Genomic DNA, 15,287 nt, shown 5'->3' on the forward strand with positions numbered 1-15,287 from the left:
GGTCTGAAAGTCCAGGTTGGATGTATTCAGACCCTGCCGAAGTTACCCGCAATTTTGATGTTCGGATTCCACAGTCAGGCGCATTGCCATCGGTATTCCCCACCGAGGCCGTCCCATGTCGCCATTGAAATCCGCCTGTCTGATGTTTGGTCTCTTGCTCGCGTCGCGAGCCGAAGCCGACTGGCTCAACTTGAATGTGCTGCGTCCGTCTGATCTGCCCGCTGCCACCAGCAATACGAACTTCGGCCAGAGCGTGGCGGCGGACTATGGCGACGATGGGCGCATCCGCGCGCTGTATGTCGGTTCACCCAACGAGACGGCAGTGTTCAACAATGTCAGCTACCCAGGCAACGGCGCTGTCTATGTGTTGATCCCGAATGGCAATGCCTGGGTCGTGCACACGCGTTTGGTGCTCGCGGGTTATCTCCAGGCCAATGCCCATTTTGGTGCCGCCATCGCGGTGCATCGCGGTTCCATCATCATTGGCGCTCCGGATTTCGACAACGAAGGCCATCCGAATAGTGGTCGGGTGCACTTTCTTCAGGATTATCGCTGGAACAGCGCCAGTCCAACACCGCTACTCATTGGCCTATCCAGTCGCGGCACAACACTCGATAACTCACGCCTGGGCGCCAGTGTCGCGGTCGCTGGCGGCGGCTTGAATACGGTCTCTGGCAACGCACCGAACAGCGATGGCAGCTGGTTTGCCGCTGGTGCGCCGGGAATGGTCGGCGCTGGCTGTGTGCTCGTCGATCACTTTGGTGCCAACTATAACTTTGACCTCGGTGACCGGGCGGATATCGGCAGTGTTTGCTCAGGCAACGCCGGGGATGCACTGGGTGCGAGCGTGGCCGTGCAGGCGCCCGGCAATAATCAAGTGATTCTGCTGACCGGAGCACCCGGGACGATGCAGAACGGTCAGGCGGCTGCGGGCGCGGCACACGTCTACATTCGGGTGAATGGTGTGCTGACGCTGATCGATACGCTGTTGCCGCCAAACCCGCAACTGCTCGATTCGTTCGGCACCAGCGTGGGCTTGCAGCCGCCCCTGGCCTACGTCGGCGGCACCGGTCGAATCCTGCAAGGGGTGGGGCGCACGGGTTCAGTCAGTGTGTTCGAGCCGGCCGCTATTCTCGGCTATGACTTTGCGACGGAAGTGTTTCCAACGGCACCGCGCGCCGCCGGTGACCTATGCGGCGCCTCGCTGTATCCCGACTTGCTCGATACCGAACGATTTGCAATGGGTTGTCCTGGTGCCGATGGCAGCGTTGCCAATCAGGGGGTACTGCGCGTGCTCCAGAAATTGACCTTCATGGGTATCCCGATTTGGGTGAATCAGCGCCTGGCGGTGGAGGACAGTCCGCACGGCGCCGATGACCTGGGGCGCAGCGTGGTGCTGGTTAATGGCCGTGCGTACGCGGGCGCGCCGCTTGCCGACGACAGCGTAGGCGCCAACAACGGTGCAGTCTACGAATTTGCCGACTCATCCACGCTGCCGGAAGTGTTTGCGGACAGCTTTGAATAGCCCAATTCAAGCCATCCCAATGCGGTTGGTTGCGCCGGGGGTGGCCGATGCGCTGCGCCCCGGCTTCTGGCGCGGGCGGGAATGCGCGATACTGCACTTCAGTTTCGCTGCAATACTCGCCGCTGCATGCCGCGCCCCACGACTCGTAAACGCCGACTCACCAAACCCGGTCCAGGGGTGCTGCTGGCCGAGCGCTTTGCGCGCCTCTGTGCGCCGACGAACCCTTGGCGCGCGCTGGGTGTGACCCAGGTCGAATGGCGACAGTGGATGATTGGCCGAAAGCCCATGCCGATGTCGATCCGCCGCAGTATTGACGCCCATCTGCGGCTCCATGATCTGGGTGCGCGCGGACAAGCCGCGTTCGCGGATCTCCTGAATAGCGTTGGTGACGCCAAGCGCGGCAGCGCTGAACAGCAGTTGCTGTTGGACTTGAGTGCGAGTGCGCAAGTGGGCGATACATCAAAGTCGGACTAATTCAAACATGGCGCGGAATGTCGGCATGCGTGAATGCCGAAATGACGGCAGCATGCGCGGGCTCTCGATGAATTGCCTCGCTAAGATAGAGAGACCCAACGACAGTCAAAGGACACCATGACCACTGCCATCCTCGCCATTCTTGCTGGCTTGGTCCTGCTCGCCATCGGTGCCGAAGGCCTCGTTCGCGGCGCGAGTCGCATTGCGCTGCAGCTCGGTGTAACGCCACTGGTGATCGGCTTGACGATCGTCGCTGCGGGTACCGGCAGTCCGGAAATGGTGGTCAGCTTTCAAGCTGCATTTGCCGGGAGCAGCGATCTGGCGCTCGGCAATATCGTTGGCTCGAACATTGCGAATGTCGCGTTGATCCTCGGACTCGCCGCCATCGTGCGGCCGCTGCAAGTGCGGTCCGCGCTGTTGCTTCGCGAAATGCCCATCATGATCGGCGTGACGCTCGCATTGATTGCCATGTTGGCCGATGGTCAGCTGGGTCGGATCGATGGCGCGCTGCTCAGCATCGGCGCTGTCGTCTACACGATCGGTGCGTATCGGGCGTCAAAACGCGATCGCGATGCGGCAGTGGCCGAGGAATTCGCTAATGAGCTGCCCAAGACGACTGGCAATACCGCGAGCAATGTGATCTTCATTGTTGGTGGTTTGGGCGCCTTGGTATTCGGTGCGACGCTGCTGGTCGATGGCGCCGTGGTCATCGCCAAGTCGATCGGCATGAGCGAGGCGGTGATTGGTTTGACGATCGTCGCGATCGGGACCAGCTTGCCCGAACTCGCCACGTCGGTACTGGCCGCCTGGCGCAAAGACGCCGATGTGGCGTTCGGCAACGTCCTGGGTTCGAACATCTTGAACATTCTGCTCGTGCTGGGCGTGGTCGCAGTAATTCAGCCGATCGGTGCAGGCGGCATTCGCAGTCTCGATCTCATCGCCATGGCCGCCAGCGCGATCTTGCTCTACCCGCTGATGTGGCGCGGCCGCGTCTTGAGTCGGTGGGAGGGTGGGCTGCTGCTCCTGGGCTATGTGTTGTATCTGGCGCTGGCGTTGCGGGCTTGATTGGATAGAGGCCCTGGCTCGGCTGGTAAACCAATTCTTGGATCAACGTTGGTTTGAACTAACTTGCCAAACTTGTGTCTGAAGCAGCGTCACTGGTCGCGAGCACGCTCTTTTTGGATACACCACAGCGCACTGTCTTTGCTGGCAAGAAATTTGCGCGCAGTGAAGATTCTGATGGCAAGCAACCCCCACACCGACCCTCCCGCGCGCTCGCGGAGGAGGGAGCCAACTCCCTCTCCCACGCGAGTGGGAGAGGGCTGGGGAGAGGGCTACTTGCGACACGGCAACACTGAAAGAATCGCGCAACGGCTCCAACCGTTTGACGCTTGAATAAACACCACGGCAGAGAAAATATAATCCTCATGGTTCAAAAGTATGCAGCGCAGCACGCGAGCAAACCCTACAATCTGGCTTGCTTGGCAAAGCTGCCGCTCACGTTCGTGCTCATTGCGATCGGTGGATCGACCGTTGCAAACGCTTGGGATTCGACTTGGACTCCAGCACGATTCCCCGTCCCGCCAATCCGTGCGGACGGACGCGTTGACCTGAGTGATTTGAGTTGCGCGACTCAATTTGCGCGGCTCTTGCCTCTGGCGATGCGAAATAGTCGTTGGCTGCAAGAAAGACGTGACTCGCCAGAAATGGAACGGCGGTTCCAGAACATGTCTTGGCATCCGCCTGAATTGACGTGGGATGCGTCGCCGTGGCTCAGGTTGGAAGGGGCTGAGCTTGAGCGCGACCTGAGGTTTCTCGCGGCTCCGCGCTTCTCGCTACGCGATGCGGATTGCCAGTATCAGGATGGCGAGATTCGGCTTGTTTTCATCGCGCTGATGACATCCCCGGGCTTGGGGACCGGTCACTCGTTTCTACTGGAGGCCAACACCGGTGTTGTCACGGCGGTGCAGCAGACTCGATTGTGCTGGACGAGCTGCCTATAGTGTACTGCTCGATCCTCGCGGTGGTTGCCGATCGCGGAGATTGCTACGTGATGGCGCAGGGTAGACCAATTTGTCAGGTCGGCTGCTGAAAGCGCGTATGCTCCTGAGTCCACATTCATGCGACCGTTCAGGATCACCACATGCCAGCTCAAAAAACTCGCATTCTTGCGACTCTCGCATTCCTGGTCTTGCTGCTGTTCTCGCCCTTAGGATTCAGTAACGGCCAACTCGACACCAGCTTCGCGGGCGGCAAAACCAGTACCTTTTTCCCGATCGATGCGACCGGCCAACGCGGCGCGACGCGTGTCGTCAAAACGCTCGTGCAGGCCGACAACAAGGTGCTGCTGATCAGCAACACGCCCACCCCGTTTGGCTCGCAGTTCTCCGGCAACAGCCAGATCGGCATCACGCGATTGAACGCGGATGGCACCCCGGATGCGAGTTATGGCGCCAACGGTCAGCTCTTGCTGGATGCCGGTGTTGACTTCGAGGTCGAAGCCGTTGATGCGGCATTGCGAATCGATGGTGCGGTGCTCGTTCTAGGAACGATGTACGGCCCGTTCAATGAAAGCGACATGGCGGTTTGGGCCGTGCGGCCAAATGGGCAGCGAGACCTCGCATTTGCGACGGGTGGCCTGCTCCGCATCCGACGTGGCGGTACGCCTTCGGATACTGCCGGGGCGATCGAGCCTTATGATCTCAGTTTGAATCGATTCATGATCGCTGGCACGATTCGCGATGCGCCGGGCGACAATCGGAATCTGATGCACGTGATCTTGTTTGGCGATAGCGGCACGCTCTGCGCCGTCGCTGAGTGCGGCAATGTCGTCGGCGGCAATGTCGGTCAGCCCAATCAGTGGTACATGCTCCGGTTCTTCCTCAACCTCGATGTGCAGGTGGCCGATCTCGCAGCTGAGCTCCGGCCCGAAGCCGCTGTTCCGCTGCGCGTTCGCACGTTGTTGCGACGTGCGATCCCCGATTCACAGGGCAACTTCGACACGGCGATCATTGCGACCTCCTTTCCATCGGCGACGAACGGCTATGGTGTCGATCCAGAGTTCGACGGCGACGGTATACGCGAGTTCTTTTTCACCGCGCAGCCGGGGTTTCGACATAACACGGGCAATCGACTCGCCATTCAGCGGCAAGGCAGCACGTCGCGCCTGATTGCCGTCGGCTATTCCGCGAACGCATCCGATACCGATCCGTCCATCGGTGTCGCGGCGTTCGACCTGAATAGCGGCGCGAATGATCCCGGCTTCAACGCTGGTGTCCCGCTGAGCTTCGATTATGCCGCCGGCGCGATTCACGGTGATGCGTATGCGAGTGATGTCTTGCCAACACCCGATGGCAAGCTCCTCATCGGCGGCGGTTACGAGTACGCCGGTTTCACGTTCGGTGATGCCGCGCTGGTCAGGCTCAATGCCAATGGCACCTTCGACAACACGTTCGGCAGCTTGAGTGCGGCCTTGCCGGGTCGCGCTGGTTTTGGTCATACCTTGGCTGGTAGCGATCGCGACAACCGCCTCGATAGCATGGCGCTTGCTGCCGATGGTGAGCGGGTGGTTTTTGGTGGCTATGCCTATGCCAGCGACGATGGGAGTTACTTCGGCAGCGCGATGCGTGTCCGCTTGCATGCAGGCGACCTATTGCGCGACGGCTTCGAATAAAAGCGGCGTCATCCTTCGCTACGTGAACGCTTAGGGCGCCTCTGAACAAGTTCAGAGGCAATGCCGGCCATGGATGGTCCGCCCAGAATCAAGCACGCAAGTGCTTGGTTCTGGGGCACAGAGTCCGGACACGTGCCGGACTCTGTGCGAGTCTGAAAGTCCGGGATGGACTGATTCAGACCCTCCTTACGCGAGATCCGATTGCCGCATGCCTTCCGTGAACAGCACCGCCTGATTGCGGCCCGCATCCTTGGCGCGATACATCGCGAGATCAGCATCGCGCAATACGTCCTCGGGATTGCGATAACTGCCTTGGGCAATCGCAATGCCGACGCTGGCGGTCAGCCGCCACTCACGGGCGGCCATGCGAATGGGCAGGTTGATGCCCGCAAGCAACGTGCGCGCAATGTCCTGCAATTGCGCTTCAGACTCGGTGCGGTCGACCACCAGAGCAAATTCATCGCCACCCATGCGTGCAACCAAACCCGGCACGCGCAAGGTGTTCGCGACGCGCAACGAGATCTCTTTCAGCAATTCATCGCCAAGCAAGTGTCCGACTGCGTCGTTGACCGCCTTGAAGCCATCGAGATCGAGCAGCAGCAACGCAAACGGCGCGCCACGCAGCGCATGGCTCTGGCCCAGCAACTGGCCAAGTTTGCCGAGCAAGTTGTTGCGATTCGCGAGCCCGGTCAGCGGGTCATGCATCGTCTCACGCCGAAGTTCCAGTTCGATGCGGCGGCGAATGGCAATCTGCTCCACGAGTTCGCGATTCGCATCGGCCAACTCGCGCGTGCGCTCATCAACGCGGCGCTCCAACTCTGTATAGCGCTGGCGGCGCTCCAGCGCATTGGTCACGTGGATGGCCACAAAGCTCAAGAGCTCCAGATCGTGCGCGGTGTACGACTCGGTCTCGCGATACGTCTGTACCGTGAGCACGCCCACGACGCGATCCTCCACCAGCAACGGAACACCCAGCCAGCAGGCGGCGAGCGTGCCGGTACTGATTGCGAGATCCCGTTCGGCCAGATGCAGAATGTCCTTTTGGGTGGCCAGCAACGGCTTTCGGGTGCGGTACACGAATTCGGTCAGACCGCGACCAAAGGGGCGTTGCGGCAAATGGCCGTCCTGTTCGTCCACGCAATACGGAAAATCGACCAGGGTCGCCGTCTCGTTGATCATGGCAACATAGAAGTTGCGGGCGTCGATCAGCTCGCCAATGATGGCGTGCAGGCGTCGATAGAATTCCTCCAAGTTGCACCGCGCCATCGACACTTCGGCAATCTCGAACAGCGCACGTTGCATCCGTTCGCTACGTTGGCGTTCGACAATTTCCTGACGCAGCGCGCGCGTGCGTTCCTCGACCGACAGCTCCAAGCGCGCGTGTGCCTCGCGCCGTTCCAGTGCAGTCCAGATGTGCTGCGCGACAAACACCAGCAACGCCTGATCGTCTTCGCTGTAATGAATGCCGGGGTCGTAGCTCTGCACCACCACCGCGCCGCGAACGATGCCGCGATCCATCATCGGCACACCAAGCCAGTGCTCCGGGAGGGTGCCAAACACCTGATCAGCGCGGATGTTCAGCATCGACAAAATCTCAGGCGAACTGCCCCGCACGGGCGCGCCGAGTTTCAGCATATTGAACGTGACGCTATTCGGCGCATCGGCGCCGCGGACTTCCCGATCCACCCAGTCGTTCTCGGAATCGCGGGTATCGGTGAAGTACAGCATGCGCAGCACATTGCGCTCGATGTCGTAGCGGGCGATGTAAAAATTCTCCGCGTACATCAGGCTGCCGACGACTTCGTGCAGGCGCTGGTAGAACGATTGTGCGCGGTCACCCGAACTGGCCAAGTCCGCGATTCGGTACAAGGCCTGCTGCAGTTTTTCGCCGCGCTGGCGCTCGACCACTTCCTGGCGAAGTTCGGTGGTGCGCACGGCGACCTTGCGCTCCAATTCATCGCGAACCTGACGGCGCTCCATCGCATTCGCAATGTGAACGGCCACAAAGCCCAGCACGTCGCGATCTTCCGGGCGATAGCGTTGACCGGACTCATAAGTCTGCACGGCCACCACGCCAATCGCCTTGCCCTTCACGAGCAGTGGCGCTCCGAGCCAGCAGTCGCTGCGCGTGCCAATCACCTGCGCCTTCCCCGAGTGATGCAATTGCTGCGTGAAACTGGCGTCGGCAATGAGCGGTTCGCCCATATCCATGACGAGTTCGGACATGCCATGCCCATAAGGCCGCTCGGTAATGCCGGAATCGTACTCATCGACGTAGTAGGGAAACTGCAGCGTGCGGCTGTCATCGCTCAGCAGCGCCACGTAGAAATTTCGGGCATCCAGAAATTCGCCGACGATCGCATGGACGGCCGCGAAAAAATCGCGCGCGGTCTGCGCTCGGCTGGACGCCTCGGCAATGTCAAACAACGCCCGCTGCAATTGCGCCGAATAGGTCAGATTTTCGACCTCGTGCTGCAGTTGCTGCTGAGCGAGGAGCGAGTGTGCGCGCATGGCGGCGGCCACGCCCATGCGGCGCGCTGGTGCGAGGTTGGCCGCGGGTGCATGAACCCCGATGACCGAAAACCGCGCCAGTTCGGTCCGGCTGCAGACATGCGCATATTTGCTGAGTTCGGCGCTGATCGGCAGGCTGTGGGGCGTCTGCAACTGTTCGGCGGTTTCGAGCAGCGCCCGCTCATCAGCGGCGAGCTGTGACAGTTCGATCGGAATCCGGACCTGCAGCCCGTGCTGCGGACAGTCGATCAGCAAGCGTGCCGCTTCCAGTCCCAGCGGGTGCAGGTGGCGTGCCAACGCAATCGATAGTTCCAGCAGATTGTCGCAATCGATCAGGTCCTTGCCGACCAGCTCCGGGCTTTGTTCGGTTCGCGTGGCCTTGGCGACGTCGGTCCGGCTCGCCGTCGCCGCAGGCTGGCCTTCGAATTCGACCTCGATCGGTGCGGATGGCGCGAACAGATAGCCCTTGCGTGCCACCGTGCGGATCATGGCGTGCGAGCCGAGCGCGCGCCTCAGCATCCACACCGATTGCGTCAGATTGGCATCCTCGACAATCAAGCCAGGCCAGATGGTCCGAAAGAGTTCGTCGCGGGTCCACAGCCGATCCGGACCTTGAATGAATGCCGCCAGCAGTTCAAAGACGCGCGGGGTCAACTCGGATTGTCCGGTATCGGTCCGTACGATCCGCAAATGCCAGTCGATCTCGATGTCACCGATCCGGACACGTCGTATGTTTTTACTGTGCTCGCTCGGCATTGCCTGCGCTTCTTTGCCCATCGTTCTCCCCATTTGCTGCCGCTGGCGCGGCACGCTCCGTCGTCGCGGGACACGTTCGTGCTGCCCGCGCAACGGTCTTCGGCGCCCGGCAACTGCGTGGGTCTTGTCGCAACAAGAGCCGGCAGACTGCTTGGGGGCCGTCAAGCCAAGTCCCGAGCGTACACAAAAATCCTTGGTGCAATGCGTCGAAACCGGGCAGTGGGGTTAGATTGGTTGGTGAATGGAATGTGATGGTGCCGACTAGGTGATTCCGTCAAGCTGCCGTTGTCATGGTCGGGACGATCGCCCGATGCGCCCGGTGCTATCTGTGCGATAACGGTTGGAAATTGCAGCGATGCGTTTTTGCTGCCGTTCCGGGGCGCCAGATTCGGTGAAGGCGGCCGTGGTCGCTCCGTTGCTGCGACCGTCCAAGTCGTCGTCACATAATCTGGGAAGCGGCGTGCCGGCACGTCCGGTTGCGGGCCGATTCTGAAGAAAAACCCGCCCGTTTGGGCGGGTCTGAAAGGGCAGGCCTGTGCGGGGGCGCAGGTTGCCGGGCGTTAGCGCGTTCAGGGAACCATGCCGTGTTTGCCGCATCGACGGTGGTTCGTCTGAAAGGCCGGCCGTCACGAAGTACTCGCTCCGGCCGTCGAGGTCGCACTCGGTTGGGAAACCAAGCGGCGACCTCCGTGCTGCCCATTGAATCTTGCCGCCAGGTTCGTCACACCCGTCTGCCATCCTGGCATCGCGGGACACGACTTGGAGCTGCCTGGTGCGGGTTCCAGCGCTGGCGGCGTTCATTTGCGATATCAGGCCGCTCTCACACGGCCTCCTAAAGCAATTCGGTGGTCGGGTCGGTTTGCAATAGACCGACCCGACTTGCGGCCACGATGTGGCCATTGCCCAGTCGATCAGAACGTCAGGCTGAAGCTGTTGATATAGCCGACGTCACCAGCCCCTTGGTCCTTGACGCGCAAGGTCCACGTGCCATTCAGCACCTCACTCGACAGGTTGCGACTGTAGGTGGTGATGATGTTGTCGGTACTGGCACCGGTGCGGTTATGCAGGTTGTAGACCGTGCCATCCGGCGCAATCAGGTCGACCACGAGGTCGCCTTGGTACGTATGGCGGATGTCCACCGCGACCGAACTCGTCGCCGAGGCATTGCCGCTCCGACCACTGACGACGATCGTGCTGTTGACCGTGCTGTTGTCGGTGATGTTGACGTCGGTGCCATTCGTGTAGGTTTGCGTGCTGCCGCCACCGCCGCCGCCTTGTGCTGCGGTCACGGCCGCGTTCGCATCGATCAGACCTGGTCCGCATCCGCCTGGGCATTTGGCCGACGTGATCGGGCGGGCCGTGCTCGACAGCAGCGTCTTGATCTGCGCGACGGTCTTCGGTGTCGCCGATACCGATTGAATCAGCGCCACGATGCCCGCGACATGCGGCGACGCCATCGAGGTGCCCTGATAAAACTCGTAGGTCCCCGAAGTCGTCGTCGACAACACGCCATTGCTCGCGTGGTTCTGCGTGCACTTACCGGTGGTCGACTCCCCAAGTGCGAGGAACTCGACGCTGGGCGAGCAGGTTTCGCCGCCTGGTGCGGTGATGTGGATGCCCGTGCCGTAGTTCGAATACCAAGCGCGGTTGCCGTTGAGATCGCTGGCCGCTACCGCAATTGCGTTGGTGCAGTTTGCCGGCGTGAAGCCCGAGACATTCATGTTGCTGTTGCCGGATGCCACCACCACGATCGACCCATTGTTGGTCGCCGTCGTTACGGCATTTTGGTACGTCGCGCTGCAGGAACCGGCACCGCCGAGCGAGAGGTTGATGACCTCAGCAGGATTCGCATTGGCCGGAACGCCTGAGACGGTGCCGCCAGACGCCCAGATGATGCCGTCAGCAATGTCCGAGGTGGCGCCATAGCCGCCATTGCCCAACACGCGGATCGGCACGACTTTCGCACTGAAGGCCACACCGGCAACCCCGGCGCTGTTGTTCGTGACCGCGGCGATCGTGCCGGCGACATGGTTGCCATGCTTGACGTTGGCGGCATCGGTCGGATCGCTGTCCCGCCCGTTGCCGTCGCCACTGCCGCCGTTGCCGGTGGTGGTGGATGCAACAAAGTCATAGCCCGCGAGCAGATTGGCGTTCAAGTCCGAATGGCTGAGCTTGCCGCTGTCGACCACCGCGACGACCACGCCCGCGCCCGTGTTCTTGTCCCAGGCGGAAGCAACGTTCGCGCCGACGGCCGACGTCTTGTAATGCCACTGCTCGGCATAGCGCGTGTCGTTCGGGGTGAGGGCAATGCCCATCAGGCGGTCGATTTCGACGTATTCGACATCGCCATTCTTGGCCAGCTCCACCATCAGATTCTGCGCATCCATCGTGTCCAGGCCGCGGCTGGCGCTGATCAGCTCGGCGCCGGTCGCGAGACGGCGGCTCTTTTTCAAGGAAAATGCCGGTGCGGCCGATTTTGCCAACATCCCCCGACTGGCCTGATTCAGTGCAGCCTGCAGGCTCTGCTCGTTGCGAGCTGATTTTGAGCCGTCCCGATACTTGATGATGAAACGCTCATGCTGACTTTGATCCTGCAAGCCATCCATGTAGACCTTGGCCTGGGCCATGACGCCCGAGCTGACTACCAGGCCGCAAGCGGCCAACGCGGCAGCCAGGGTGCTCTTCCGATACCTCTGATTCGACATCTCAGCTTCTCCCGATGTGTATGACGACCTGGCCGATCTGTGCCGGATGGGTCGTTCTGTGCTGAGGTCAGTCCGGGCCTTTGCGGCGCCAGCCTCCCTCCCCGTTGTGTGATCGATCACCCCGTCCTCACAGGGTGGACCGCGATCGTCCATGGCGGCCCGATGACACGCATGTTTCAATTTCTCAAAGATTTCTCAAAATTGACCCGGGCGCCGGGGTGGAAAGCGTCTCTCAGCGTTGCGATTGACCGCAGATCGCACTTGAAACCTGTTGCCAAGTTCTGCGACAGTTCCGCTGTGATCCACGGGGAATAAGGCAATGCATATTGAAATGGAACAAAGAGCAGGACACCGGGGCCGATTCACCGGGACGAAGACCGCTATTTGGCGCCGAATCGCTCATGTGGCCGCAGCGCTGACTTTTGGCCTGATTGGCCATTTGTCCTTGACCAGCTCGGCAGAAGCCGCCATCGGCACAGTCGATCAAGTGCCGGCTACGACCATCCTGATTCCGTACTTTGAGGTGGATCTGGTCAATACCAATGGCCGCACGACCCAGGTGAGCCTGAGCAATACCTCGGCCACCGCGACCTTGCACAACGTCGTGCTCTGGTCCGACGCTGGCGTGCCCGTGTTCAACTTCAATGTCTATCTGACCGGCTATGACACGCAGGTGTTCGATATGCGTGACATCCTCAACGGCACCCTGCCACGAACGGCCTCAGCCGGCCAAGACCCGAGCGACACGATCTCGAATCACGGCAACGTGTCGCAGGACATCAACTTCGCCAGCTGCAGCTCGTTTTTGCCCCCGGCAGGCGTCTCGGCAGCCACCGTGAACGATCTTCGGGCCATGTTGACGGGCCTTGCCTCAACCGTTGCTTATCCAGGCCAATGTGTGGGCTTCAACAATGGCGACAACGTGGCACGCGGCTATCTGACGATCGACACCACGACCCAATGCACGACCGACACGCCCGCGACACCTGGATACTTCTCCACCTCCGTCGCCAGCCTCCAGAACACGCAGGTGGCCGAATACATGTTGATTGATCGCAGCACCAACCAGATGACCATTGATAACGGCGTTGCGGTTGAGGGAAGCACCACTGATGCCTCCGTCAATGTGTCAGGTCAATACACCTTCTACTCGCGCCTGATCGGCTCGGACGCCTCCGACCGCCGCGAAGCCCTGGCCAGCACTTGGGGCGTGCAGGGTGACAATCACAGCGGCAAGGTCTTGGTCTGGCGCGATGTCAAAGCCGCGCCGGCCGCCTTTGCCTGCAATAGCACGCCAAGCTACGCGCCGCTGGGGCAGGAGCAGATCGTATTCTTGACGCCGGATAGCGAGCCGACCATTTCGACCACGCCGGGTGTCGGCCGAGCCACTCAGGTCACGCCGATGACGGCCGCGGCACTCGGTGCGCCAGCGGCCGCCAAGCAGGGTTGGACGTTCATGAATCTCAATACGACGCTCGGGGGCGTGACGGTCCCGACCGAGGACCCGGCCGCAGCCCAGTCCTACATCACGGTTGTTCGTACCTTGGAAGACACCAGCCGGGCCACGACCAGCAGCATGGCCGTCCAACTGGATTCGGCCGGCGACTCGTCGCATTTCACTCTCGGAAACTGAGGAACCCAGCATGAGCACAATGATTCAATCCTTGCTGAAAGGCCTCTTGGGCACGTGTCTGATTGCGGGCGCGGCGCTAGTCTCCAGTCCGGCTCGTGCGGTCATCGGCACGGTCGACGTGGTGCCGGCGGCCACCATTCTGGTGCCGTACTTCGAGGTCGATCTGAACAACAACAACGGCCGTCAGACCTCCGTGCAGGTCACCAACACCTCGGCGTCTGCCATGCTGTTGAATGTCACCCTGTGGACGGATCTCGGCATTCCGACCTTCCGCTTCAACATCTATCAGACCGGTTACGCCACGACGCCGATCGACCTCCGCATGCTGTTCAAGGGCGTGGTGCCGATCACAGCGACTGATGGTCAGGACCCAGTTGACCTCATTTCGCCGCAAGGCCCGTTTTCGCAGGACATCAATTTTGCGAGCTGCAACAGCACGCTGCCCTATGCGACCCCGCTGCCGGCAGCCACGCTAACGGCCCTTAGGAACGCTCACACCGGCCAAAGCTCGACGACGTTCGGTGGTAGCTGCGGTGGTGTGGCCTACGGCGATGGCATTGCCCGAGGCTATATCACGATCGATACCGTGAGTGCCTGCCAATCCCAGTTGCCTGGGGATGTCGGCTACTTCTTGGCTGGCGGTGGCGGCACGGCGACGAACCAGAACGCGCTGACGGCGCAAGTCACGTATATGGATCGCAGCCAGAATCAGTCGAGCGCTGAGCCCGCTGTGCATATTGAGGCGAATGGTGTTGACCCTTTGACCAATGGCGCAGGTGACAACACGTTCTACGGTCGCTTTGTGGCGTTCACGGGCGCGGACAATCGCGAGCCCCTGTTCGGCATGTCGCAGGCACGCTACTTCAATACGTCTGGCTTGAGCACGGAAATGGTGGTGTGGCGCGACCCAGGTGCTGCGGTCAGCCCGTTTGCCTGCGGCGCAAGCCTGCCCGGCCCGTATCCGCTGGGTCAGCGTGAGTTTGTCGGCTTTGACGAACAGGAGGACTTCACCATCTTCTCGGGTTCGCCAGCATTCCCCTATGCTGCGCAAACCAAGTCGGTGAGCTCGTTCTTCCCGAGTGCGGGTGGCCACCTGTTCCTGAATCTCGTGTCGAGCGTCGGTGATCCCACCATCTCGTTCAGGCAGCAGCACTATTTGTCGGTCCGGCATCGGTCCGGCAACAGCTACAGCGGTCAGACCGCGGCATCGCAGCTTGTCAATGCGAGCCAACCCAGCAATGACAACTACATCATCGCGAGCTTCTGAGCCATGAACAGACATTCTTCTCACAGCCTGTTTCCGGCCGCATTGATCGGCTTGGCCCTGTTGTTCACGACGGCAACGTCTTCCGCCCAGGAAACCAGTTGCGTGGCCTCCGGTGGCACCAATTGCACGTTCCAGATTCCGGATGGCCCGCAACTTGGTTTGACCTCCACGATCAACGTACCGGCGGCAAGTTGCGCCCGCGGGATCAACCACGTGGAGATCAACGTTGACGCCACGCACAGCTGGATCGGTGATCTGCAGCTGGTTGTTACTGGCCCGAACGCCGCGACGGCAACCCTGCTCAGTGGCCTGCTCGGGGCATCGCCGCCAGCAACCTGCTCGGGCGACGACGTGCTCGTCGCGTTTTCCGATGGTGCGCCCTTGCCAGTGTGCAATGGTTCGGTGGTGCCGTCGCTTAGCGGCGTGGCCGGGCCAGTCCAGCCGATCGCACCGACCGCAGGCACCATTGCAGGAACCTGGAGCCTCACCGTAACCGATTTGGCTAATGGCAACAGTGGTTTGCTCAACGATTGGTCGGTCGATGTCGTGTGCAACCCGCAGGAAGTGCCAGCGAGCTCCGATTTCAGCAAGCTGATGCTCGGCATGCTGCTCGCGCTGACGGCCATGGTGGCCCTGTTCCGACTGCGTCGCTGAGCCAATCTGGGCCAATGCGCTGGCCGACGCGCCATTTGGCGGTTCGTCCGGGCGTTGGCCCAGCGTCTGGCTAACTGCCAACTGCCCAG

The 15,287-nt window shown here is 61.1% G+C and carries 9 protein-coding genes; 7 read left to right on the forward strand and 2 right to left on the reverse strand.

Annotated elements, in window-relative coordinates:
* Positions 1 to 115 precede the first annotated feature (115 nt).
* The 4 genes from C7S18_RS01425 to C7S18_RS01445 all read left to right on the forward strand — a co-directional run bounded on the left by C7S18_RS01425 (position 116) and on the right by C7S18_RS01445 (position 5,672).
* Positions 116 to 1,525 (forward strand): hypothetical protein, encoded by a 1,410-nt coding sequence (locus C7S18_RS01425; RefSeq protein ID WP_106889867.1) that lies wholly within the window; start codon positions 116 to 118, stop codon positions 1,523 to 1,525.
* Positions 1,526 to 1,651: 126 nt separating this feature from the next.
* The gene (locus C7S18_RS01430; RefSeq protein ID WP_146151705.1) at positions 1,652 to 1,999 is read left to right on the forward strand and encodes a hypothetical protein; all 348 of its coding nucleotides are present in this window, start codon (positions 1,652 to 1,654) and stop codon (positions 1,997 to 1,999) included.
* A 117-nt stretch (positions 2,000 to 2,116) separates the two neighbouring features.
* Positions 2,117 to 3,064, forward strand: a complete 948-nt coding sequence (locus C7S18_RS01435) for a calcium/sodium antiporter (protein WP_106889869.1) — start codon at positions 2,117 to 2,119, stop codon at positions 3,062 to 3,064.
* A 1,078-nt stretch (positions 3,065 to 4,142) separates the two neighbouring features.
* Positions 4,143 to 5,672, forward strand: coding sequence for a hypothetical protein (locus C7S18_RS01445; RefSeq protein ID WP_106889871.1), 1,530 nt, complete (start codon positions 4,143 to 4,145; stop codon positions 5,670 to 5,672).
* Positions 5,673 to 5,858: 186 nt separating this feature from the next.
* Here the strand turns inward: C7S18_RS01445 and C7S18_RS01450 are convergent, their stop codons facing one another.
* Both C7S18_RS01450 and C7S18_RS25080 read right to left on the reverse strand, forming a co-directional pair.
* On the reverse strand, positions 5,859 to 8,960 hold the full coding sequence (locus tag C7S18_RS01450; protein WP_170113049.1) for a diguanylate cyclase domain-containing protein: 3,102 nt from the start codon (positions 8,958 to 8,960) through the stop codon (positions 5,859 to 5,861).
* Between the two features lie 890 nt (positions 8,961 to 9,850).
* The gene (locus C7S18_RS25080) at positions 9,851 to 11,644 is read right to left on the reverse strand and encodes a S8 family serine peptidase (protein ID WP_276309422.1); all 1,794 of its coding nucleotides are present in this window, start codon (positions 11,642 to 11,644) and stop codon (positions 9,851 to 9,853) included.
* A 319-nt stretch (positions 11,645 to 11,963) separates the two neighbouring features.
* Here C7S18_RS25080 and C7S18_RS01460 point away from each other — a divergent pair, with 319 nt between their 5' ends.
* The 3 genes from C7S18_RS01460 to C7S18_RS01470 are packed head-to-tail and all read left to right on the forward strand — an operon-like array spanning position 11,964 to position 15,198.
* Positions 11,964 to 13,277 carry a hypothetical protein gene (locus C7S18_RS01460; protein WP_146151707.1) on the forward strand — a complete coding sequence of 438 codons (1,314 nt, stop codon included), beginning with the start codon at positions 11,964 to 11,966 and terminating at the stop codon, positions 13,275 to 13,277.
* A gap of 10 nt (positions 13,278 to 13,287) precedes the next feature.
* Positions 13,288 to 14,544 carry a hypothetical protein gene (locus C7S18_RS01465; RefSeq protein ID WP_146151708.1) on the forward strand — a complete coding sequence of 419 codons (1,257 nt, stop codon included), beginning with the start codon at positions 13,288 to 13,290 and terminating at the stop codon, positions 14,542 to 14,544.
* 3 nt (positions 14,545 to 14,547) lie between these two features.
* On the forward strand, positions 14,548 to 15,198 hold the full coding sequence (locus tag C7S18_RS01470) for a hypothetical protein (RefSeq protein ID WP_106889875.1): 651 nt from the start codon (positions 14,548 to 14,550) through the stop codon (positions 15,196 to 15,198).
* Positions 15,199 to 15,287: the final 89 nt, after the last annotated feature.

It is taken from the genome of Ahniella affigens, assembly GCF_003015185.1.
GTDB lineage: Bacteria > Pseudomonadota > Gammaproteobacteria > Xanthomonadales > Ahniellaceae > Ahniella > Ahniella affigens.